Genomic DNA, 22,903 nt, shown 5'->3' with positions numbered 1-22,903 from the left:
GGTTCTGCAGTATGAAAGCCCGTGTCATCGGCGGGCAAAGAGGCTATAGCGCATGCAGACGAAACGAGAGGCACAGCAGGAAGCGGCTGCGCCGCGCGAACAGGAAGCCGCCCCGCGCATGGCGACGACGAACGACATCGATTTCTCCGATATCCTCGACACCGACTGTCTCTTGAAGATGTGTGACGCCGTTGCCGAGGCCAACAAGACGCGGCCTGACGTCATGCGGTCCGATCTGCTAGCAATCCTCAAGAAGGCGAGTAGCGAGGGACGCCAGAAGGCGCGCGCGCTGCTCTCGGCCGACGGCAGCGGCATCAATTGCGCCCGCCGTATCTCCTGGCTGCAGGACCAAATCATCGCGGTTCTCTACGAATTCGTCTGCGCCCACGTCTTCCCGCAGCAGAAGGACAAGTTCGCCGTCACCGCCGTCGGCGGCTATGGCCGCGACACGCTGGCGCCGGGCTCCGACATCGACCTGCTGTTCCTCTTCCAGCCGAAGCCGGCGGAAGAGACACATAAAGCAGTCGAATTCATGCTCTACGTCCTCTGGGACATGGGCTTCAAGGTCGGCCACGCCACGCGTACTCTAGAAGAGTGCATCGCGCTCTCGAAATCCGACATGACGATCCGTACCGCGATCCTCGAGATGCGGTACATCTGCGGCCTGCGCTCGCTCGAAACCCAGCTCGAGACCCGCTTCGACAAGGAAATCGTGACCGGCACCGGCCCCGAGTTCATCGCCGCCAAGCTTGCCGAGCGTGACGAACGGCACCGCAAGGCCGGCGACACGCGCTATCTCGTCGAGCCCAACGTCAAGGAGGGCAAGGGCGGCCTGCGCGACCTGCACACGCTCTACTGGATCTCGAAATATTACTACCACGTCCGCGACACGGCCGAACTCGTGCCGCTCGGCGTTCTCTCGAAGCACGAATATCATCTTTTCCAGAAAGCGGACGACTTCCTCTGGGCGGTGCGCTGCCACATGCATTTCCTGACCGGAAAGGCCGAGGAACGACTGTCCTTCGATATTCAGCGCGAGATCGCCGAGGCACTCGGATATCATTCGCGACCCGGCCTTTCCGCCGTCGAGCGCTTCATGAAACACTACTTCCTTGTCGCCAAGGATGTCGGCGACCTGACGCGTATTCTCTGCGCGGCGCTCGAAGATCAGCAGGCGAAGTCGACGCCAGGTCTGACCGGCGTCATTAGCCGCTTTGCGCATCGCAGCCGCAAGATCGCCGGCAGCACGGAGTTCGTCGAGGATCGTGGTCGTATCGCGCTCGCAAGCCCGGATGTTTTTAAGAGCGACCCGATCAGCATCATCCGGCTCTTCCACGTCGCCGATATCAATGGGCTGGAATTCCATCCGGACGCGCTGAAGCGCGTCACCCGCTCGCTCAGCCTGATCGACAACAATCTGCGCGAGAACGACGAGGCAAATCGTCTCTTCATGTCGATCCTGACCTCGAAGCGCGATCCGGCGCTCATCCTGCGGCGCATGAACGAGGCCGGCGTGCTCGGCCGCTTCATCCCGGAATTCGGCAAGATCGTCGCGATGATGCAGTTCAACATGTATCACCACTATACGGTGGACGAGCATCTCATCCGCACCGTCGACGTGCTATCGGAGATCGACAAGGGCAAGGCCGACGATCTGCATCCGCTCGCCAACAAGCTGATGCCCGGCATCGAGGACCGCGAGGCGCTTTACGTCTCAGTCCTGCTGCACGACATCGCCAAGGGCCGCCAGGAGGACCACTCGATCGCCGGCGCCCGCGTCGCCCGCAAGCTCTGCGCCCGTTTCGGTCTGTCGCAGAAACAGACGGAGATGGTCGTCTGGCTGATCCAGGAACATCTGGCGATGTCGATGGTCGCCCAAACCCGAGACCTCACCGACCGCAAGACGATCACCGACTTCGCCGATGTCGTGCAATCGCTCGACCGGCTGAAGATGCTGCTGATCCTGACGATCTGCGACATCCGCGCTGTCGGGCCCGGGGTCTGGAACGGCTGGAAGGGCCAGCTGCTGCGTACGCTCTACTATGAAACGGAACTGCTGCTTGCCGGCGGCTTCTCGGAGGTTTCGCGCAAGGAGCGCGCCAATTTCGCGGCCGAAGCGCTCTACAATGCGCTCTCCGATTGGAGCCAGAAGGACCGCAAGATCTACAGCAAGCTGCACTATCAGCCCTATCTGCTCTCCGTTCCGCTGGAAGACCAGGTTCGACATGCCGGCTTCATCCGCCAGGCGGACAAGGCCGGCCAGGCGCTGGCAACGATGGTGCGGACCGACAGTTTCCACGCGATCACCGAAATCACCGTGTTGTCGCCGGACCATCCGCGCCTCCTGGCCGTTATCGCCGGCGCGTGCGCAGCGGCCGGCGCCAACATCGTCGATGCGCAGATCTTCACGACCTCGGATGGCCGCGCGCTCGACACCATCCATGTCAGTCGCGAGTTCAAGGACGATGCCGACGAGCTGCGCCGTGCCGGCACCATCGGGCGGATGATCGAGGACGTGCTTTCCGGCCGCAAGCGGCTGCCGGAAGTGATTGCGACGCGCGCCAAGAACCGCAAGAAGAGCAAGGCCTTCGTCATCCCGCCGTCGGTCAATATCTCCAACAGCCTGTCGAACAAGTTCACGGTAATCGAGGTCGAATGCCTCGACCGGCCGGGCCTGCTGTCGGAAATCACGGCGGTTCTCTCGGATCTTTCGCTCGACATTCAATCGGCCCGCATCACCACGTTCGGCGAGAAGGTCATCGATACCTTCTACGTGACCGACCTTGTCGGCCAGAAGATCTCGGGCGACAGCAAGCGCTCGAATATCACCGCGCGCCTCAAGGCCGTGATGGCCGAAGAACAGGACGAGCTTCGCGAACGCATGCCCTCCGGCATCATCGCGCAACCGACTCCGGTCCGGGCCGCGACGCAGACGGAAAAGAAGGCGGATTCGCCCGCATGAGCCAAAACGCATGAGCCTCGTCAGAAAATTCGCCACCGTCGGCGGCGCCACCCTCGGCAGCCGCATCTTCGGCTTTGCCCGTGAAACGCTGATGGCAGCGGCCCTTGGCACCGGCCCGATGGCCGACGTCTTCTACGCCGCCTTCCGCTTTCCGAACCTCTTCCGCCGGCTGTTTGCCGAAGGTGCGTTCAACGCCGCCTTCGTGCCGCTGTTTGCCAAGGAGATCGAGGCGAACGGCACGGATGGCGCCAAACGCTTCTCCGAGGAAGTGTTCGGCGTGCTGTTTTCGGTGCTGCTGCTCATCACCATCGTGATGGAGCTCGGCATGCCGCTGCTGGTGCGCTTCGTCATCGCGCCGGGCTTTGCCGACGATGCGGAAAAATTCTCGATCACCGTGCGCATGGCGGCGGTGATGTTTCCCTATCTCATGTGCATGTCGCTGACGGCGATGATGAGCGGGATGCTGAATTCGCTGCATCATTTCTTCGCGGCGGCCATCGCACCCGTTTTCCTCAACGTGGTGATGATCGGGGCGCTGTTTTATGCGCTCTACACCGGCGCGGAGCCGCTTCAGACCGCCTGGTATCTCTCCTGGGGCGTGCTCGTTGCGGGTATCCTGCAGCTCGTGGTCGTGTATGTCGGTGTTCTGCATGCTGGCATGAGCATCGGGCTTCGCTTCCCCCGCATCACGCCGAACGTCAAGCGGCTGCTCATTCTTGCGGTCCCGGCCGCCGTTACCGGCGGCATTACCCAGATCAATCAGATGATCGGCCAGGCGATCGCTTCATCTCGCGAAGGCGCGATCGCCGCGCTTCAATATGCGGACCGCATCTACCAGCTGCCGCTCGGCGTCGTCGGGGTTGCCGTCGGCGTGGTGCTGCTGCCAGAACTGGCGCGCGCCTTGAAGGGCGGCAATCTCCGCGAGGCCGCTAATTTGCAGAACCGGTCGATGGAATTCGTGCTGTTCCTGACCATTCCGGCTGCTTTTGCGCTCTGGATCCTCTCCGACGAGATTATCCGCGTGCTCTATGAGCGCGGTGCCTTCCATCAGGAAAACACCGCGATCGTCGGCTCCATCCTCGCCGTTTACGGCATCGGCCTGCCTGCTTTCGTGCTGATCAAGGCGCTGCAGCCCGGTTTCTATGCACGCGAGGACACCAAGACGCCTATGCGCTTTTCCGCCGTTGCTGTTGGAGTCAACTGCGCGACGGCGCTGACGCTCTTCCCGTTCCTCGGCGCGCCAGGCATTGCGGTTGCGGAAGCGACAGCCGGCTGGATCAGTACCGTGCTTCTCTTCACCACGCTGCTGCGTCGCGGTCACCTCACCTGGGAATGGGCCTTGGCGCGGCGCACGGCGCTGCTCGTCGTATCCGCAGCCATCATGGGCGGCGTGATCATGTATCTGCAGCACCGTTGGGAGCCGTGGCTTGCCTCAGGCGCACACCTGGCGACGAAGGTCGGCACGCTCGGCCTACTGATCGTCATCGCCATGGCCGTCTACTTCGCGACGGCGTTCCTGATCGGCGGCGCAAACCTCGGCATGATCCGGCGCAACCTGAACCGCAAGCCGGCAGCAAAGGTCGACGGCTAGCGGTCTGGCGGCACGCTTCAGCAATAGGTCCAACGTCGTTTGGGACCTATGTCCACGTGAACGATGCCATTGCAGTAGCGGCCGATTCCGCCGATGCCTGGTGCCGACGCCGCGATCGCGATGATCGTTCGCTCCGATACGCCGGGGATGCGGATATCGGCGGCCGCGCAATGGCGATGTTGAGAGTGTGATCGCCCGCGCGCCCGGAACCCCGAGGTTACCATCGGACGGCGGCCGGTCTTGGCGGCGATATAGGCGAGAACGCCGCGCAGTTGCGGCGGGAAGCAGTTCGCCTTGACGCTGACGGTCTGCAGAGAATAGGCGAGCGTTTCTTTGTGCTTCAGCGGCGGTATTGCAACTCTTCTGACATTCTGGGCGTCGGCACCGTCGAAACACGACAGACAGAACAGGCCGGCGAGCGCGATGGAAAATGCGGACTGCATGGTTCCCTCCCCTCGAAATACGCCGGAGCGGCCGGCGTAGCTTTTGGCGGATGGAACGCTCTCCCCAAAAATGGCCTTTTTGTGAAATTGTTTACCTTCCGTAACGGAAGAATGCCACAATTTACCGCTAATTGATGAATTAGTTATACCTCAAAAGAGGTATAAATTTCCCTTCACGTAAATTTGTGAGAAATACTCACAAAAAAATCCGCCACCAAATTTCCCCGCCCGGTGGGGCTCCTCCTACAATGAGATCGTCGAGATCGTCCCTCACGGATACACCGCAAGGCGTTGCGGCGAGACGGGACCGGCGCCGGGTGCGGAGGAAGAACGTGAGCTTCCGCATTCGGGGTTCGCAGAAAATGGTCTCCCGCCGGGGACGGCAGCGCGGCGCCAATGCTGCGTTGAGTGTCGCTCCGGACGTGCCTGTGTGGCACACAAGGCTGTCGGCGGCGCGCAAGCGTCGACCGGAGTTGCGGGCACATACCGCCGAACGGGGCGCTGGGAAGCGCCATATGTTCTTTACTCCAGCGAGGCAATTTCCAGCGCCCTCGAGTGACATGCAGGATCAAGCCACGGGCCGCAATGGTTGCGTGAAGGTGAAGGCGTCGTGGCGGCCTGCCGCAGCCGTCCCCTTGACCGGCCACTCATCCTTGGCGACAACATCACACCACAGATCGGAGCCCACAATGTCCCAATCGCTTTTCCTCGTAACGCTCGTCGTCGACGACTACGATCGCGCCAAGGACTTCTACTGCGGCGCGCTCGGCTTCGATTGCCTCCAGGACGATGTTCAGCCGGACGGCAAGCGATGGGTTGTGGTCAAGCCCAAAGGCGACGACGGCGCGGCATTTCTGCTCGCGCGCGCCGCCAACGATCGGCAAACGGCCGCAATGGGCAACCAGACGGGCGGGCGCGTTGGCTTCTTCCTCAAGACCGATGATTTTGCGCGCGACCACGCGTCGATGCTGGCCAAGGGCGTGCAATTTCTCGAGGGGCCGCGGCACGAGGCTTATGGGACGGTCGCCGTGTTTTCGGATCCTTACGGCAACACCTTCGATCTGATCGAACATGCCACAGGCTGAACCCCTTGATTGCCCTGTCTTCCGCGTGCATAAGCGCGCCCGTTAGCAACATGGGTTACAAACCCTGGGGCCCTCCACCAGCCTAATCGAGGACATAATGAGCGAATTCAAGAAAGTCGTTTTCTCTGGCGTCCAGCCGACCGGCAATCTCCATCTCGGCAACTATCTCGGCGCAATCCGCAAATTCGTGGCGCTGCAGGAAGGCAACGACTGCATCTACTGCGTCGTGGATATGCATGCGCTGACGGCGCAGCTCGTCCATGACGACATGCCGAACCAGATCCGTTCGATCGCCGCCGCCTTTATTGCGTCCGGCATCGATCCGGAAAAGCACATCGTTTTCAACCAGTCGGCCGTGCCGCAGCATGCCGAGCTCGCCTGGATCTTCAATTGCGTCGCGCGCCTCGGTTGGATGAACCGCATGACGCAGTTCAAGGACAAGGCCGGCAAGGACCGTGAGCAGGCCTCGCTTGGCCTCTACGCCTATCCGAGCCTGATGGCTGCCGACATTCTCGTTTACCGCGGCACGCATGTCCCGGTCGGCGACGATCAGAAGCAGCACCTTGAACTCGCCCGCGACATCGCCATGAAGTTCAACCTCGACTATGCGGAGCATATCCGCAAGTCGGGCTATGGCATCGACATCACCGTCGGCGACGAGCCGGTGCATGCCTATTTCCCGATGGTCGAGCCGCTGATCGATGGCCCCGCGCCACGCGTCATGTCACTTCGCGACGGCACCAAGAAGATGTCGAAGTCGGATCCGTCCGATCTCTCGCGCATCAACCTGATGGACGACGAGGACGCGATCTCGAAGAAGATCCGCAAAGCCAAAACCGATCCGGAAGGCTTGCCCTGCGAAGTCGACGGCCTCAAGGGTCGCCCGGAGGCCGACAACCTAGTCGGCATCTATGCGGCGCTAGCCGACAAGTCGAAGGCGGACGTGCTTGCCGAGTTCGGCGGTCAGCAGTTTTCGGTCTTCAAGCCGGCGCTGGTCGATCTCGCCGTCAACGTGCTCTCGCCGATCACCGCCGAGATGCGCCGCCTGATGTCGGACACCAGCCACATCGACGCGATTCTGCGCAATGGCGGCGAGCGCGCAAGGGCGCGCGCCGAGGTGACGATGAAGGAAGTGCGTGACATCGTCGGCTTCCTGTACTGAGATACGGCCCAACGAGCTTGTCCGGGGCGGCGGTTGTCGCCCCGGACTTGTCGAACCCGGACCTGCAGCGTAATCTTTTGGGAACGGTCCGTCAGGAGGCTTCGATGCGAGATCGCAACCTCATCCAGATCGGCGCCATGGAGATCCGGCTTCTGATCGACGAGGATCAGAGTGCCGGCAGCCTGGTGATGTTCGAATTCACAGTCCCGCCTCAGGCACGTGTCCCGGCCGCTCACTATCACCGCGACGTCGACGAAGTGATCTACGGATTGTCCGGCACAATGACGACGACGCTGGACGGGCGCAAACACGAGATCGCACGGGGGGGCACCCTGTTTATCCCGCGTGGTTATGTCCACACCCACGAGAACCTGCACGGTGAAACCGCCAAGGCTTTGATCACCATGACACCGGGCTTGATCGGCAGACGCTACTTCGAGGAGATGGCTCTGGCCATCAACGTTCAGGGCAAGCCGGATATCGAGCATGTGAAGGCAATCATGCGCCTTTATGGACTGGTTCCGGCCTGACGCAGACCCGGATAGCGGACCCTGCAAGGGTCAAAACGAGGGCTTGCAAATTTTCAGGTTCAGGTGTCAGAGTCCGCGCCATGGTATCAAAACGACTCTCCCGGCTCGAAGGTCATCGCCGCAAATTCATGGCGGTCATTGACGATACGCCCGAATGCTCGCGCGCCGTCCACTATGCCGGACGGCGCGCCAAGAACTCGAATGGCGGCCTTGTGCTGATGTACGTCATTCCGGAGGGCGACTTCCAGCAGTGGCTGGGGGTGGAGGAGATCATGCGGGCCGAGGCGCGCGAGGAGGCCGAGGCCGTGGTCGCCAAGGCGGCGCATGTGGTTCGCGAAACGATCGGCATCGACCCGGAAATCGTCATCCGTGAGGGAAGCGCCACCGAGCAGATCAACGCCGTCATCGAAGAAGACCGCGACATCGCGATCCTGGTACTGGCCGCAAGCTCGGCCAAGGAAGGTCCAGGACCGCTGGTGTCGTCGATCGCCGGGCGTGGCGCGACATTTCCCATCCCCGTCACCGTGTTGCCTGATACATTGACCGACGAGGAACTGGATGCTCTCGCATAAAGCGATTTCTTGAGTACCAGTCTCTTGAATAGAGTTGCCAATCGGCTTATTTTCTCTTTTGAAGAATTCTAAAGACGGCTTGGGGCCACTGCCCGCCGCACGGAGAGCGAGATGTTTATTCAGACCGAAGCCACGCCGAATCCCGCCACGCAGAAGTTTCTGCCGGGCCGCGTCGTGATGGAAAGCGGCACGGCCGAATTCCGTAGCGCCGACGAAGCGCAGGCTTCGCCGCTTGCCGCTCGGCTGTTCGAGATTACGGGCGTGACCGGCGTCTATTTCGGCTACGATTTCATCTCCGTCTCTAAGGACAATGCCGAGTGGCAGCATCTGAAGCCAGCAATCCTCGGCTCGATCATGGAACATTTCATGTCGGGCAAGCCTGTGATGGGCGATGCATCGGTTCTTTCCGAAGACCTCGACGCCGGCGGCGAATTCTTTGACGAAGCCGACGAGTCGATCGTTCTCACGATCAAGGAGTTGCTCGATACCCGCGTGCGCCCGGCCGTTGCGCAGGATGGTGGCGACATTACCTTCCGCGGCTTCAAGGATGGCAAGGTCTACCTCAATATGAAGGGCTCGTGCTCCGGCTGCCCGTCTTCGACGGCGACACTGAAGCATGGCGTGCAGAACCTGCTTCGCCATTTCGTTCCGGAAGTCGAGGAAGTCGTCGCCGCCTGACGACGACACTCTGTCCCGGCACTCGTCCTGGCGCAGCATTTGCAAGCGCGGCAGGGTGAATGTATGGACACTCAGGAACGCTTTATTCGGAAATTGATGCCATGATCATACTGGCGCTCGACACCGCAGGTGTGGATTGCGCTGCCGCTCTCTATGACAGCGGCAGGGATACGATGCTGGGGGAGGCATCGGACATGATCGGCAAGGGGCATGCTGAGCATCTGATGGGGATTGTCGACCGTGCGCTGGACCAGGCCGGCGTGGCGCTTTCGGCTGTCGATCGCATTGCCGTCACCGTCGGTCCAGGCTCGTTTACCGGCATTCGCGTCGGGGTCGCTGCCGCCCGCGGCTTTGCGCTATCGCTCGGCGTTCCGGCGGTCGGCGTCACCACCCTTGCGGTGATGGCCGAAGCGCAGCGGCTGAAGACGCCGGGCCGCCCGGTGCTCGCTGCCATGGACGCCAAGCGAAATGAGATCTACCTGCAGGCCTTTCATGCCGACGGCGAGCCGCTTGATGAAGCGCGCGCCGTCAACATCGAGGAAGCGGAGGCATTCGCCGCGACATTCGAAGGCGAAGTCATCGGTTCGGCAACACCTCTCCTGAAGCCGGACGCGACGGGCGATTACGCCAATCATTTCCCGATTTCCATGGTGGCGCGCCTCGGCGCCGCTGCTGATCCATCTGCTGGAAAGCCTAAACCTCTTTATCTGCGCGGACCCGACGCCAAGCCGCAGGTCGGGTTTGCCATTGCGCGAGTATGATCATGTTGGAATCCTATTTGACGCTGAAGCCGGAATTCGAAATCATCGCGATGGATGCCGATGACTGCCGCGCTGTCGCGGCCCTGCACGGTGAACGTTTCGCCCGTGCGTGGGGCGACGGCGAGTTCTACAGCCTGCTCAGCCAGGACAATGTCTTCGGCTTCGTAGCCCGCCAGACCAATGCGTTTCTCAAGAAGCCGCTGCCGGGCTTCGTGCTCGCGCGTCAGGTCGCTGGCGAGGCGGAAATCCTGTCGGTCGCCGTGCAGACGAAGGTCGCACGCGCCGGCCTCGGCTGGCGGCTGATGCAGGCCGCGATGCGCGAAGCACACGCGCGCGGCGCCGAGAGCATCTTTCTGGAGGTCGATGACGGCAATGCGGCGGCGCTCGGCCTCTACCGCAAGCTCGGCTTCGAGAAAGTCGGCGAACGCAGGGGATACTATAAGGATGCCAACGGCGCGGTTTCCACAGCGCTTGTCATGAAGCGCGTTCTTCGCTAGTCCGTTGCTTGAACGTTGACTATCGGAAGGCAGCCCATGACTGACGTCGCCAAGACCCTCGAGGAGCTTTGCGCTGAACGCGGCATGCGCATGACCGAGCAGCGCCGGGTGATCGCGCGCATTCTCGAAGAATCCGCCGATCACCCTGACGTGGAAGAACTCTATCGGCGCTCGGTGAAGGTCGATGCCAAGATCTCGATCTCCACGGTCTATCGCACCGTGAAACTGTTCGAGGACGCCGGCATTATCGAGCGCCACGACTTCCGAGACGGCCGCTCGCGCTACGAGACGGTGCCCGAAGAGCATCACGACCACCTCATCGACCTCAAGTCGGGTGTCGTCATCGAGTTTCACTCGCCCGAGATCGAGGCATTGCAGGAACGCATCGCCCGCGAACACGGCTTCAAGCTGGTCGACCATCGGCTGGAACTTTATGGCATCCCGCTCAAGCCGGACGAGCGCTGAGGCCATGATCGCAGGCGCGGAGTCTTCGTCTTGATCGCCTGGCTGCGCGTCGCCCTTGCCGGCATCGTCATCCTCTTCGCCAGCATCCTGCTCATGCCCTGGCAGCTTTTGGCGCTCCGCTTCGACTGGAAGCTGCGGCGCCGGCTGCCCCGCATCTGGCATAGGATCGTCTGTTTCTGCCTCGGCATCCGCATCCGCGTGCATGGCAAGATGGAAACGCACAGGCCCTTGATGCTTTGCGCCAACCATTCGTCGTGGATGGACATCATGGTGTTGTCGGCTGTCGCCGACGTTGCCTTCATCGCCAAGATCGAGGTACGCGAGTGGCCGATCTTCGGCACGCTGGCGAAGCTGCAGAAGAGCGTCTTCGTGGTGCGCGAGGAAAAGCGCAAAACCGGCCATCAGGCGAACGAGATTGCCACTCGCATGGCGGACGGCGAGATTGTCGTATTGTTTCCGGAGGGCACGACCTCGGATGGGAACCGACTTCTGGAGGTCAAATCCTCGCTGTTCGGCGCTGCTGCCATGGCAGTTCCCGCTTCGCCAACAGGCGCTGTCGTGATCCAGCCAGTCGCGGTCGCCTATACGGGTGTCTATGGTCTGCCAATGGGACGTTATCATCGCCCGCTCGCCTCCTGGCCCGGCGACGTGGAGATGCTCCCGCACCTGAAGGACATGCTGCGATGCGGCGCCTTTGAGGTGGATGTTTGTTTCGGCGAGGCGGTCGAATATCGCGGCGACAGCAACCGCAAGGAAGTCAGCGCGACGATTGCCCGACGCATCCGTACGATGCTTGGCGCCGCATTGCGCGGCCACAAAGTGGCCTGAGGCAAGATTTCCTTTTCTCGCGCATGAAAAACCACTAAATAGCCGGCCATGACCCAGGACAGCGCCCTTCTTCCGGCCCCGGAGACCGATCTCCGTGATGGCACCAACAGCCGCAAGGTATTCATCAAGACCTATGGCTGTCAGATGAACGTCTATGACTCGACGCGCATGAGCGACGCTCTCGCCCGCGACGGATACGAGCCGACGGAGGTTCTGGAAGAGGCCGACCTCGTTCTCTTGAATACCTGTCATATCCGCGAGAAGGCAGCCGAAAAGGTCTACTCGGCGCTCGGGCGCCTGCGCGACATGAAGAAGGAGCGCAACAAGGAAGGCCGGGAGTTCATGATCGGGGTTGCCGGCTGCGTGGCGCAGGCCGAGGGCGAGGAAATCCTTCGCCGCGCGCCTGCTGTCGATGTCGTGATCGGGCCACAGACTTATCATCGCCTGCCGGAAGCGCTACGCAAGGCGAAGGAAGGGCAGCGCATCGTCGATACCGAATATGCGCTCGAAGACAAGTTCGACCATCTGCCGATCGCCGAAAGCAAGAAAATCCGCTCGCGCGGCGTAACCTCCTTCCTCACCGTTCAGGAAGGTTGCGACAAGTTCTGCACCTTCTGTGTCGTGCCCTATACGCGCGGTTCGGAAGTGTCGCGGTCGGTCAGTCAGATCGTCGAGGAAGCGCAGAAGCTCGTCGAAGGCGGCGTGCGCGAGATCACGCTGCTCGGCCAGAACGTCAACGCCTGGCATGGTGTCGGCGCCAATGGTCAGGAATGGACCCTCGGTGATCTGCTCTATCGGCTGGCCGAAATTCCCGGGCTTGCACGTCTGCGCTACACCACCAGCCATCCGCGTGACATGGACGATCGCCTGATCGAGGCGCATCGGGATCTGCGCGCGCTGATGCCGTACCTGCATTTGCCGGTGCAGGCCGGCTCCGACCGCATCCTGAAGGCGATGAACCGGCGCCATACGGCTGCCGAGTATCTGACGCTGGTCGAGCGCATTCGCACTGCCCGCCCTGATATCGCGCTTTCCGGCGACTTCATCGTCGGCTTTCCGGGGGAGACAGACCGGGATTTTGACGATACACTGCGTCTGGTGGAGGAGGTGCGATATGCGCAGGCCTTCTCCTTCAAGTACTCGACACGGCCGGGCACGCCCGGTGCGGAACTGAAGGACCAGGTGCCGGAAGAGATCAAGGCAGAACGGCTGGAACGCCTGCAGGCGCTTCTCCTGAAGCAGCAGCAGGAATTTGCCGAATCCTGTGTCGGGAAAATCATCGAACTGTTGCTTGAGAAGCCCGGTCGCATGTCTCAACAACTTATCGGGCGTTCACCCTGGCTTCAGTCGGTGAATGTTGATGCAAAAGAATTGCAAATCGGTGACATTATTAATGTGCGAATCACCGGAACTGGAACCAACAGCCTGTTTGCCGAGATTGCAGAGGCTGGAGGTCTAACCCAAGGAGCCTGACCGCTTGAACGGACAAGAATTGGTTTCTTCTTCACCGCGCCACCCACGCATTGCGAGCGACGCCAATCACTTTATTCTGACGTTCGAGAACAATCGGTTCGCCAGTGAACTGTTCGGCCAGTTCGACCAGAACCTCAAGCTCCTTGAAGAGCGCCTGCATATCGACGCTCGAGCGCGGGGCAATTCCGTCGTTATTTCTGGAGACATCGTCGCCACCAACCAGGCGCGGCGTACGCTCGACTATCTCTATGAGAAACTCCAGAAAGGCGGCAGCGTCGAACGTTCCGATGTTGAGGGCGCGATCCGTATGGCGGTGGCCGCCGACGATCAGCTTAGCCTGCCGACGATGGAGAAAAAGGCCAAGCTGACGATGGCCCAGGTTTCCACGCGCAAGAAGACCATCATCGCCCGCACGCCGACGCAGGATGCCTATCTCCGGGCACTGGAGCGCGCTGAACTCGTATTCGGCTGCGGTCCGGCCGGCACCGGCAAGACCTATCTCGCCGTCGCCCACGCCGCTCAACTGCTGGAACGCGGCGTCGTTGAGAAGATCATTCTTTCGCGCCCAGCCGTCGAAGCTGGCGAACGTCTCGGCTTCCTGCCAGGCGACATGAAGGAAAAGGTCGATCCTTATCTTCGTCCGCTCTATGACGCGCTCTATGACATGATGCCCGCCGACAAGGTCGATCGTGCCATTACCGCCGGCGTCATCGAAATTGCGCCGCTCGCCTTCATGCGTGGCCGTACGCTCGCCAATGCCGCCGTCATCCTCGACGAAGCGCAGAACACCACGTCGATGCAGATGAAGATGTTCCTGACGCGTCTTGGCGAGAATTCGCGGATGATCATCACCGGCGACCCAAGCCAGATCGACTTGCCGCGGGGCGTCAAATCCGGCCTCGTGGAAGCGCTGCAACTGCTGAATGGCGTCGAAGGCATCTCGATTGTCCGCTTCAAGGATACGGACGTCGTGCGCCATCCGCTCGTGGGGCGCATCGTCAGGGCGTATGATTCAACCTATGCAACGGATACCGAAGAGGATAGTCAGCAGGGCTGATGGCGGAACTCGATATCCAGATCAGCATCGAGGAGGACAATTGGCCCTCCGAAGATGCGTTGCATGCATTGGCGGATCGCGTACTGGAAGTGGCCGCCACCTATCTTCGCGAGAGTGAGAAGCAGCCTTTTCCCAAGATGGTCCCCGAAGTCTCGCTGGTTTTCACCGACGATGCCTCGATCCAGGACATCAATGCGGAATGGCGCGGCAAGGACAATCCGACCAATGTACTTTCGTTTCCCGCCTTCCCGGTGAAGCCGGGCAAAGTGCCAGGCCCGATGCTGGGCGACATCATCATCGCAAGAGAGACCGTGGAGCGGGAGGCAATCGAGCTCGAGAAGAGCTTTGACGACCATCTAACGCATCTGATGGTGCATGGTTTCTTGCATCTCTTCGGCTACGATCATAATAATAACGCTGAAGCCGAGATAATGGAGGGGCTTGAGACTCGCATTTTGGCGGTACTCGGCCTATCTGACCCATACGAGGGTCAAGACCTTAAAATGGAACCATGAGCGACTTTACGACGAGACCGGCCGCCGAGGCCAAGGACGCCGACCAATCATCCTCCTCTGACGAGGGTGGCAGTAGTAGTAGGCAGTCCGGACGATCCCAATCCTTCTGGTCGCGCGCGGCGCGCATCCTGAGACCACAACAGGGCTCGCGCCTTCGCGAGGACATCGCGGATGCGCTGATGACCGACGCAGCTGACGGCGACGTCTTTTCGCCCGACGAACGGGCGATGCTGCACAATATCCTTCGCTTCCGCGAAGTGCGTGTCGCCGACGTCATGGTGCCCCGCGCCGATATCGAGGCCGTCGATCAGAACATCACCATCGGCGAACTGATGATCCTGTTCGAGGAATCCGGCCGTTCGCGCATGCCGGTCTACGCGGATACGCTCGACGACCCGCGCGGCATGGTGCATATCCGTGATCTCCTGTCCTACATCGCCAAGCAGGCGCGCAACAAGCGCCGCGGCAGCACCAAGACGCTCAAGCCGGCAGAGCCTCTGGTCGAGGTTTCCCCCGAACACCTGCAAAAGCCGACGCGCGTCGCCAAGCCGAATTTCGACCTCAGCCGCGTCGACCTGCAGAAGACGCTTTCGGAGGCCGGCATCATCCGCAAGATCCTGTTCGTTCCGCCGTCGATGCTTGCTTCGGATCTCCTTCGCCGCATGCAGGTGAACCGCACGCAGATGGCGCTCGTCATCGACGAATACGGCGGCACTGATGGATTGGCATCGCACGAGGATATCGTCGAGATGGTTGTCGGTGACATCGACGACGAGCACGACGACGACGAAGTCATGTTCAAGCGTGTGTCCGAAGACGTCTTCGTCGCGGACGCCCGTGTCGAACTGGAAGAGATCGCAGAAGCGATCGGACCGGACTTCGACATCACCGAGCAGGTGGATGAAGTGGACACGCTGGGGGGCCTGATCTTCTCCGAACTCGGGCGCATTCCCGTGCGCGGCGAGGTGGTACAGGCGCTGCCCGGCTTCGAATTCCATATTCTGGATGCCGATCCGCGCCGGATCAAGCGCGTGAGGATCACCCGCAAGCGCCAGGCGATCCGCCGCCGCGTCAAGATCGACGGTGACGGCGCACCAGGTTCGGATCATGGCGAAGAGCGGCAAACGGACGCTCCCACAACAAACTGATTGCCGCAAACCACGACAAACGGTGGCTTTTTTGAAAGACTGCGGTCGGGTTGATTCGCAGCGTGATGGGAGTGTGCATGGAGCGGCTTGCAGACAGGGTTATCCTGGCCTGGGGGTTCAAGAGGGTTGCACTGGCCGTCCTCGCAGGCGCCATCGGCGTTCTGGCCCTACCTCCATTCGGCTTCTTTGCCGCCATGTTCGTGTCGTTCACACTGCTCGTCTGGCTGATCGATGGCTCGGCCGCCGCTCCCGAAAGCGGCCTCATCGGCCGACTGTGGCCTTCCTTCGCCGTCGGCTGGCTCTTCGGCTTCGGCTATTTCGTCGCCGGCCTCTGGTGGCTCGGCCATGCTTTGATGATCGATGCCGAGGCCTTCGCCTGGGCGCTGCCGCTGGCAATCTTCGGCCTGCCTGCTGTGCTCGCCATCTTCTACGGCGTTGCTGCCGCGCTGGCGCGAACCATGTGGTCCGATGGCATGGGGCGGATTGCGGCGCTTGCGGCGAGCTTCGGATTGCTCGAGTGGCTGAGGAGCGTACTTTTCACCGGCTTTCCCTGGAACGCTGTCGGCTACGGTATGACGCCCGTGCCGCTCATGATGCAATCGGCGCACGTCATCGGTATCATGGGCATCACCTCGCTCTCGGTCTTCACCTTCGCCGCTCCCGCGCTCCTCGGCACCCGCCAGGGCGCGAAGCTCGGCCTCTCACTGGCAGCCCTGCTTTTTACAGCGCATGTCGGTTACGGCGCCTATATCCTCTATGGCCTGCAACCTGCGCCAGCACCGGATTCCAACAGCCCGGTCATTCGCCTCGTTCAGCCGATGATCGAACAGACGGCGAAGATGGACAATGACGCCGACCGCGCGGCAATCTTCGAGAAACACCTGAAGCTCTCCGTCGAGCCACCGAAGGACGGCGGCCGGAAGCCCGACATCATCGTCTGGCCGGAAACGGCCATTCCCTTCATCCTGACCGACAATCAGGACGCGCTCAGTCGGATCGCCGACACCTTCGACGACAATCAGATCCTGATCGCTGGCGCCGTTCGGGCGGAAGACACCGGTCCCGGCAATCCGCCCCGCTACTACAATTCGATCTACGTCATCGACGGCCGTGGCCAGATCACCGGAGCCGCCGACAAGGTGCATCTCGTGCCGTTCGGTGAATACGTACCATTCGAGAGCGTCCTCGACGATTTCGGCATCCAGAACGTGGTCGAGATGCCGGGCGGCTTCTCGGCCGCCGCCACGCGCCGACTGCTGACCTTGCCGACGGGGATCAACTTCTATCCGCTCGTCTGCTACGAGATCATTTTCCCCGACGAGATGACAGGCGACCTTGGCGCGGCCAATGCCATCCTCAATGTCACCAATGATGCCTGGTTCGGCGCAACCCCCGGCCCGTATCAGCACTTTCAGCAGGCCAGGTTGCGTGCTGTGGAGACCGGTTTGCCGCTGATTCGCAACGGCAACAGCGGTATTTCTGCCATCGTGAACGCCCGCGGCGAGGTTATTGCCGGCCTCGGCCTCAATGAAACGGGCTTCGTCGACGCAACCATTGAGAGCTTCGGCGCGCAACGCGATCCGGGCTACCCACGCCAAACTTACTTCTGGTTGCTGGAAATACTTCTGTTTGCAATTGCGCTGGTTTCGCGTTTTGGTTTTGTTTTCAAGCAGAATTGACCGAAAACCCCTAAAATTGCATAGTGGTTGGGATCGGCGTTCTTAGCGTATGTTTCAAGGTGGTTAATCAAGACTTTGCAACGTGGCGTTTTGGGGTGGGTTTGGGCATGCCGGTTTGAACAAGGTTGAAAATTATTGTTAGGGCAGGACCATGATTGAGAACAAGAAGAGGCCGAACCCCATCGACGTCCATGTTGGCAGTCGCATTCGCCTTCGTCGAACAATGCTAGGAATGAGCCAGGAGAAACTCGGGGAGAGCCTCGGCATCACGTTTCAGCAGATCCAGAAATACGAAAAAGGCACCAACCGCGTCGGTGCCAGCCGCCTCCAGAACATCTCCAGCATCTTGAACGTTCCGGTTTCCTTCTTCTTCGAAGATGCGCCCGGCGACCAATCCTCCGGCCTGTCCGGTATGGCGGAAGCCTCCAGCTCCAACTACGTGGTCGACTTTCTTTCGTCGTCCGAAGGGCTTCAACTCAACCGCGCCTTCGTGAAGATCACCGATCCCAAGGTTCGCCGCAAAGTCGTCGAACTGGTGAAGGCACTCGCCGCCGAAGCCGACAGCGAATAATCGCCACTCAAAATTTGGTGCAAAACAGGAAAGCGGTCGCAACGGCCGCTTTCTGGCGTTTTTTGGGCATAATTTGCCACTTAGCCGTAGATATAAAGATATATTTATGTCCTTCTACGCTTGTTTTTCCCATGCGAACTGAGTACCTACTACGCAGCTTTTGTTCTTTGAGGGGAATCCCGAAATGCGCGCCAATTACCTCTTTACCAGCGAGTCAGTTGCCGAAGGTCACCCGGACAAGGTGTGTGACCGGATCTCCGACGAGATCGTGGATCTGGTGTACCGCGAAGCCGCCAAGACCGGCGTCAACCCCTGGGGCGTGCGCATTGCCTGCGAGACACTGGCAACCACCAACCGCGTCGTGATCGCCGGCGAAGTGCGCCTGCCGCCGAGCCTGATGAAGAAGGACAAGAACGGCAACGACGTCATCAACCCTTCAAAGTTCAAGGCCGCTGCCCGCCGCGCCATCAAGGACATCGGCTACGAGCAGGACGGCTTCCACTGGAAGACGGCGAAGATCGACGTGCTCCTGCACTCGCAGTCCGCCGACATTGCCCAGGGCGTCGACAATGCCGCCGACCAGCAGGGTGACGAAGGTGCCGGCGACCAGGGCATCATGTTCGGCTACGCCTGCAAGGAAACGCCGGACCTCATGCCGGCGCCGATCTACTACTCCCACAAGATCCTGCAGCTGCTTGCCACGGCTCGCAAGAAGGGCGACGGCGACGTCGCAAAGCTTGGTCCCGATGCGAAGAGCCAGGTGACGGTGCGCTACGTCAACGGCAAGCCCGCCGAAGTCACGTCGATCGTTCTCTCCACCCAGCATCTCGACGAAAGCTGGGATTCGAACAAGGTTCGCGCCGTCGTCGAGCCCTATATCCGCGAAGCTCTCGGCGATCTGCCGATTGCCGACGATTGCGTGTGGTATATCAATCCGACCGGCAAGTTTGTGATCGGCGGCCCTGATGGCGACGCTGGCCTCACCGGCCGCAAGATCATCGTCGACACCTACGGCGGCGCTGCTCCGCACGGCGGTGGTGCGTTCTCCGGCAAGGACACGACCAAGGTCGACCGCTCGGCCGCCTATGCCGCCCGCTACCTCGCGAAGAACGTTGTTGCTGCTGGTCTTGCCGACCGCTGCACGATCCAGCTTTCCTATGCGATCGGCGTCGCACAGCCGCTGTCGATCTATGTCGACCTGCACGGCACCGGCAAGGGCGTGACGGAAGACCAGGTCGAAGCCGCGATCCGCAAGAACATGGATCTGTCGCCGACCGGCATCCGCCGTCACCTCGACCTCAACAAGCCGATCTACGCCAAGACCTCGGCCTACGGCCACTTCGGCCGCAAGGCTGGCCGCGACGGCTCGTTCTCCTGGGAGCGCACCGACCTTGTCAAGGCGCTCAAGGAAGCCGTCAAGGTCAAGGAAGCAGCATGACCGACATGGAACGCCGCGGACGCGCGACCGAAGCCTTCTTCGGTCGTCGCAAGGGAAAGGCTCTGCGCGAACATCAGGCAGAGCGACTGAACACCCTGCTTCCGGCGTTCCTCATTGATCTTTCAGCGGCTCCGCCCGGGCCGCTGAAGACCCTCTTTCCGGTGCCGACAGACAGGCTGCGCCTGGAAATCGGCTTCGGCGGCGGCGAGCATCTGATCCATCGCGCCGTGGAAATGCCGTCCACCGGCTTTATCGGTGTCGAGCCTTTCATCAATTCCATGCAGAAGCTGCTGACGAGCGTTGACAAGGCGAGCGCTAAGAACGTCCGCGTCTACGACGACGATGCGACGCAGTTGCTGGACTGGCTGCCCGATGCCTCGATCGACCATATCGATCTGCTTTATCCGGATCCGTGGCCGAAGCGGAAGCACTGGAAGCGCCGCTTCGTCTCGAAGACCAATCTCGACCGCTTCCACCGCGTATTGAAGCCGGGCGGGCTGTTCTGCTTCGCATCCGATATCGACACTTACATCAACTGGACGCTGCTCAAGTGCCGCGACCACGGCGGCTTCGAATGGCTGGCCCAGAATGCTGCGGATTGGCTGACGCCCTACAAGGGTTGGCCGAGCACACGCTACGAGGCCAAGGCACGTCGCGAAGGCAGATCTTCCGCCTATCTGACATTCAAGCGCGTCTGAGCCTGCGTTAGTGCAGGCTCACCGTTTTCAGTTCATCCTCGGCAGCCTTGAAGAAGGTGCTGGAGCGGTTGTCCGTCAACAGGATCGGCGTGCCGTCGGCGCCGAATAGCGCCCACAGGTCAACGCTCGGATCGATGTCCGGCGCTTCCGGAAAGCACTTGGCAACTTCTTCGTTGCGCATTTTGCGGATGTAGGCGACCTCGCCGTTGCCGATGCCGGCAAGTTCGGTTTTGGTCAGGTGCGAATTGGCTTCTTTCATCAACATTCCTGTACCTCCAAGAGAAGGGACCAACGGCTCAACTTGCGCCGTTGTCCTACTGTGAGACCGAAATGTTAATTTTCTTCACCATACGGCTCGGCTCCGGGCGGATGAGATCGACCGAGAGCAATCCGTTCTTGAGGCAAGCGCCCAAAACCTGCATCCCGTCGGCCAGAACGAAAGTCCGCTGGAACTGGCGCGCGGCGATGCCGCGATAAAGGTAATCACGCTCGCCTTGATCGACCTGGCGACCACGGATCGAAAGCTGATTTTCCTCAACCGACACGTCTAGTTCTTCTTCGCTAAACCCGGCCACGGCAAGGGTTATGCGCAACCTTTCGGGATCGCCGGAGGCGCGATCGGCGGCGACGCGCTCGATATTGTAGGGGGGGTATCCATCGCTGGCCTTGGAAAGGCGCTCAAGCGTCTTTTCCATGGCGTCAAAGCCCAAGAGCAAAGGGCTCGCGAAAGGCGTAATCCGGCTCATTGTCTTCAAGTCCTTGATTCAAGCGACCTTGCCGGACCTGAAAGACAGCATCCGGATGCCGTCAATATGGGAATTGCTGGAGGCGAGCGCAAGGCGGATGTCCGCACTCGTTGCCGGAAAGCCCGCACGTCCGACCTTGACAAAGCAAGCGCCGCCTCGCATCAAAATCTGCCCGTGCTGGCTGCGCCGATTTGCGACGGGAATATAAACAAACGGTGCATGCCACGAAGCCGCGCACCACGAGGATGGAACGATCGGAATGGCAGACCCTAGAAAGATCATCATCGATACCGACCCCGGTCAGGACGACGCAGCCGCCATCATGCTGGCCTTTGGCAGCCCGGAAGAGCTCGAAGTACTTGGGATCACCACGGTCGCTGGCAATGTGCCACTATCCTATACGAGCCGCAACGCGCGCATCGTCTGCGAACTCTGTGGCCGCACCGATACGAAGGTCTTTGCCGGCGCCGACAAGCCGATCGCGCGCAAGCTGGTGACGGCAGAACATGTGCACGGCAAGACCGGTCTCGATGGCCCTGTTCTCGACGAGCCTGATATGCCGCTGCAGGCACAGCACGCCGTTGATTTCATCATCCAGACGCTGCGCAGCGAGCCTGAAGGCACGGTGACGCTGTGCACGCTTGGGCCACTGACCAACATCGGCTTGGCCTTCCAGAAGGCGCCCGACATCATCCCGCGCATCCGCGAACTGGTGATGATGGGCGGCGGCTTCTTCGAGGGCGGGAATATTACGCCGGCCGCCGAGTTCAACATCTACGTGGACCCCGAGGCAGCCGACATCGTCTTCCGCTCCGGCGTTCCGATCGTTATGATGCCGCTCGACGTCACGCACAAGCTTCTGACCCGCAAGGACCGCGTCAAGCGCATGGCCGATCTCGGCACGCGCCCGGCCATTGCCATGGTCGAGATGCTGGAATTCTTCGAACGTTTCGATGTCGAGAAGTATGGTTCGGACGGCGGCCCGCTGCACGATCCGACAGTCGTCGCCTACCTCTTGAAGCCTGATCTTTTCAAGGGCCGGACCTGCAATGTCGAGATCGAGGTGAAGTCGCAACTGACGGCCGGCATGACCGTCGTCGACTGGTGGCACGTCACCGACCGCAAGCGCAATGCGCAGGTCATGCGTGATGTCGATGCGGACGGCTTCTTCGATCTGCTGATCGAGCGTTTCGCCCGCATCTGAATTTCGACTGCCTTTCGGGCGCCTGAGAGATCAGGCGTCCTTCTGGTCGAAGACCGAATTGGTTTCGGGTTCGACGAGCTTCGGGCCTCCCTTGGCGACGCCGACCATGGCGGGACGCAGAACGCGCTCACCAATGGTGTAACCGGCCTGAACGACCTGAACAACGGTGTTGTTCGGCACGTCGGGGTTCGGCACTTCGAACATGGCCTGATGGAAGTTCGGATCGAACTTCTGGCCGACTGGCTCCAACTTGCGGACACCGTGGCGCTCGAGCGCCGATAACATCGAGCGTTCCGTCATCTCGACGCCTTCAATCAGCGTTGTCAGGCCGGCGTCGGCGGCAGCCTTGGCTTCCTCGGGGATCGCGTCGATGGCGCGGCGCAGGTTATCCGAAACGGCCAGCATGTCGCGGGCAAAGCCAGCCGCTGAATAGGTCTTGGCGTCCTTGACTTCCCGCTCAGTGCGGCGGCGCAGGTTATCCATCTCTGCAGCAAGGCGCAGATAGCGGTCGCGCAACTCTACATTCTCGACCTTCAGAAGTTCCAGCGGATCGGGCTGTGCTGCGGCTTCAGCGGCGGCTTCGTTCTCGACGTTTGCGGCGGCGTCCGCCGCGGCTTCGGCCGCGGCGGTGTCAGGTCCGTTCTTCGTCGTTTCGTCAGTCATGACGTTCTCCGGTGATTGGTGTCTTTTAGAATGTGCCCGATATCGAGCTTTGACGGGCAAAAATCAAGTCTGCGTGACTGAAAAGCACGCGATGCAAGGCACAACTCATGCAGGGTTGACCGAGAGGGCCGCCTTGA

The 22,903-nt window shown here is 60.9% G+C and carries 24 protein-coding genes; 20 read left to right on the top strand and 4 right to left on the bottom strand.

Annotation, left to right across the window (positions count from 1 at the left end; translation table 11 throughout):
- Window positions 1–52 precede the first annotated feature (52 nt).
- Both FHX09_RS04045 and murJ read left to right on the top strand, forming a co-directional pair.
- Window positions 53–2,962, top strand: a complete 2,910-nt coding sequence (locus FHX09_RS04045; protein WP_132591987.1) for a [protein-PII] uridylyltransferase — start codon at window positions 53–55, stop codon at window positions 2,960–2,962.
- 10 nt (window positions 2,963–2,972) lie between these two features.
- Window positions 2,973–4,553 (top strand): murein biosynthesis integral membrane protein MurJ, encoded by a 1,581-nt coding sequence (gene murJ / locus FHX09_RS04040; RefSeq protein ID WP_132591985.1) that lies wholly within the window; start codon window positions 2,973–2,975, stop codon window positions 4,551–4,553.
- A 17-nt stretch (window positions 4,554–4,570) separates the two neighbouring features.
- Here the strand turns inward: murJ and FHX09_RS04035 are convergent, their stop codons facing one another.
- A complete protein-coding gene (locus FHX09_RS04035; RefSeq protein ID WP_007789338.1) occupies window positions 4,571–4,996 on the bottom strand; it encodes a DUF882 domain-containing protein in 426 nt (141 codons plus the stop codon).
- A gap of 689 nt (window positions 4,997–5,685) precedes the next feature.
- On the opposite strand from FHX09_RS04035, the gene FHX09_RS04030 reads away from it, so the two are divergent.
- The 17 genes from FHX09_RS04030 (at window position 5,686) to FHX09_RS03950 (ending at window position 20,153) form a co-directional block, all read left to right on the top strand.
- Window positions 5,686–6,081: a VOC family protein gene (locus tag FHX09_RS04030; protein WP_007789340.1), complete on the top strand. Its 396-nt coding sequence runs from the start codon at window positions 5,686–5,688 to the stop codon at window positions 6,079–6,081.
- Between the two features lie 97 nt (window positions 6,082–6,178).
- Window positions 6,179–7,243, top strand: coding sequence for a tryptophan--tRNA ligase (trpS, locus tag FHX09_RS04025; RefSeq protein WP_007789342.1), 1,065 nt, complete (start codon window positions 6,179–6,181; stop codon window positions 7,241–7,243).
- Window positions 7,244–7,347: 104 nt separating this feature from the next.
- A complete protein-coding gene (locus FHX09_RS04020) occupies window positions 7,348–7,773 on the top strand; it encodes a cupin domain-containing protein (protein WP_132591983.1) in 426 nt (141 codons plus the stop codon).
- A gap of 80 nt (window positions 7,774–7,853) precedes the next feature.
- Window positions 7,854–8,345 carry a universal stress protein gene (locus FHX09_RS04015; protein ID WP_007789346.1) on the top strand — a complete coding sequence of 164 codons (492 nt, stop codon included), beginning with the start codon at window positions 7,854–7,856 and terminating at the stop codon, window positions 8,343–8,345.
- A 111-nt stretch (window positions 8,346–8,456) separates the two neighbouring features.
- Window positions 8,457–9,023: a NifU family protein gene (locus tag FHX09_RS04010; RefSeq protein WP_132591981.1), complete on the top strand. Its 567-nt coding sequence runs from the start codon at window positions 8,457–8,459 to the stop codon at window positions 9,021–9,023.
- 101 nt (window positions 9,024–9,124) lie between these two features.
- The gene (gene tsaB / locus FHX09_RS04005) at window positions 9,125–9,784 is read left to right on the top strand and encodes a tRNA (adenosine(37)-N6)-threonylcarbamoyltransferase complex dimerization subunit type 1 TsaB (RefSeq protein WP_132591979.1); all 660 of its coding nucleotides are present in this window, start codon (window positions 9,125–9,127) and stop codon (window positions 9,782–9,784) included.
- Window positions 9,781–10,281: an N-acetyltransferase gene (locus FHX09_RS04000; protein ID WP_184449307.1), complete on the top strand. Its 501-nt coding sequence runs from the start codon at window positions 9,781–9,783 to the stop codon at window positions 10,279–10,281. The genes tsaB and FHX09_RS04000 overlap by 4 nt, the downstream gene beginning before the upstream one ends.
- Before the next feature lie 36 nt (window positions 10,282–10,317).
- Entirely contained in the window at window positions 10,318–10,746 is a 429-nt protein-coding gene (locus tag FHX09_RS03995; protein ID WP_007789354.1) for a Fur family transcriptional regulator, read from the top strand.
- A 30-nt stretch (window positions 10,747–10,776) separates the two neighbouring features.
- The gene (locus FHX09_RS03990; protein ID WP_132591975.1) at window positions 10,777–11,574 is read left to right on the top strand and encodes a 1-acyl-sn-glycerol-3-phosphate acyltransferase; all 798 of its coding nucleotides are present in this window, start codon (window positions 10,777–10,779) and stop codon (window positions 11,572–11,574) included.
- 48 nt (window positions 11,575–11,622) lie between these two features.
- Complete coding sequence (gene miaB / locus FHX09_RS03985; protein WP_132591973.1) at window positions 11,623–13,047, top strand: tRNA (N6-isopentenyl adenosine(37)-C2)-methylthiotransferase MiaB; 1,425 nt, start codon at window positions 11,623–11,625, stop codon at window positions 13,045–13,047.
- A gap of 4 nt (window positions 13,048–13,051) precedes the next feature.
- Complete coding sequence (locus FHX09_RS03980) at window positions 13,052–14,104, top strand: PhoH family protein (RefSeq protein ID WP_132591971.1); 1,053 nt, start codon at window positions 13,052–13,054, stop codon at window positions 14,102–14,104.
- Window positions 14,104–14,619, top strand: a complete 516-nt coding sequence (ybeY, locus tag FHX09_RS03975; protein WP_007789362.1) for an rRNA maturation RNase YbeY — start codon at window positions 14,104–14,106, stop codon at window positions 14,617–14,619. Before FHX09_RS03980 ends, ybeY begins: the two co-directional genes overlap by 1 nt.
- Entirely contained in the window at window positions 14,616–15,767 is a 1,152-nt protein-coding gene (locus FHX09_RS03970) for a hemolysin family protein (protein ID WP_007789364.1), read from the top strand. Before ybeY ends, FHX09_RS03970 begins: the two co-directional genes overlap by 4 nt.
- A gap of 77 nt (window positions 15,768–15,844) precedes the next feature.
- Window positions 15,845–17,446 (top strand): apolipoprotein N-acyltransferase, encoded by a 1,602-nt coding sequence (lnt, locus tag FHX09_RS03965; protein WP_132591969.1) that lies wholly within the window; start codon window positions 15,845–15,847, stop codon window positions 17,444–17,446.
- Window positions 17,447–17,597: 151 nt separating this feature from the next.
- Entirely contained in the window at window positions 17,598–18,017 is a 420-nt protein-coding gene (locus FHX09_RS03960; RefSeq protein WP_132591967.1) for a helix-turn-helix domain-containing protein, read from the top strand.
- 184 nt (window positions 18,018–18,201) lie between these two features.
- Window positions 18,202–19,455: a methionine adenosyltransferase gene (gene metK / locus FHX09_RS03955; RefSeq protein WP_007789370.1), complete on the top strand. Its 1,254-nt coding sequence runs from the start codon at window positions 18,202–18,204 to the stop codon at window positions 19,453–19,455.
- On the top strand, window positions 19,452–20,153 hold the full coding sequence (locus tag FHX09_RS03950; protein WP_007789372.1) for a tRNA (guanosine(46)-N(7))-methyltransferase TrmB: 702 nt from the start codon (window positions 19,452–19,454) through the stop codon (window positions 20,151–20,153). The genes metK and FHX09_RS03950 overlap by 4 nt, the downstream gene beginning before the upstream one ends.
- 7 nt (window positions 20,154–20,160) lie before the next feature.
- Here FHX09_RS03950 and FHX09_RS03945 read toward each other — a convergent pair whose 3' ends face one another.
- Together FHX09_RS03945 and FHX09_RS03940 are read right to left on the bottom strand one after the other, a co-directional pair.
- Window positions 20,161–20,418 carry a DUF1150 family protein gene (locus FHX09_RS03945; protein WP_007799651.1) on the bottom strand — a complete coding sequence of 86 codons (258 nt, stop codon included), beginning with the start codon at window positions 20,416–20,418 and terminating at the stop codon, window positions 20,161–20,163.
- A 49-nt stretch (window positions 20,419–20,467) separates the two neighbouring features.
- Window positions 20,468–20,899: an Hsp20 family protein gene (locus FHX09_RS03940; protein ID WP_007799649.1), complete on the bottom strand. Its 432-nt coding sequence runs from the start codon at window positions 20,897–20,899 to the stop codon at window positions 20,468–20,470.
- A 259-nt stretch (window positions 20,900–21,158) separates the two neighbouring features.
- Here FHX09_RS03940 and FHX09_RS03935 point away from each other — a divergent pair, with 259 nt between their 5' ends.
- Window positions 21,159–22,103 (top strand): nucleoside hydrolase, encoded by a 945-nt coding sequence (locus tag FHX09_RS03935; RefSeq protein ID WP_132591965.1) that lies wholly within the window; start codon window positions 21,159–21,161, stop codon window positions 22,101–22,103.
- 30 nt (window positions 22,104–22,133) lie between these two features.
- On the opposite strand, the gene grpE is transcribed toward FHX09_RS03935, so the two are convergent.
- The gene (gene grpE / locus FHX09_RS03930) at window positions 22,134–22,766 is read right to left on the bottom strand and encodes a nucleotide exchange factor GrpE (RefSeq protein WP_132591963.1); all 633 of its coding nucleotides are present in this window, start codon (window positions 22,764–22,766) and stop codon (window positions 22,134–22,136) included.
- Window positions 22,767–22,903: the final 137 nt, after the last annotated feature.

Origin of the sequence: Rhizobium sp. BK538 (assembly GCF_014197575.1) — a bacterium.
Classification (GTDB): domain Bacteria; phylum Pseudomonadota; class Alphaproteobacteria; order Rhizobiales; family Rhizobiaceae; genus Rhizobium.
This window is presented reverse-complemented; position numbering and strand designations above follow the sequence as displayed.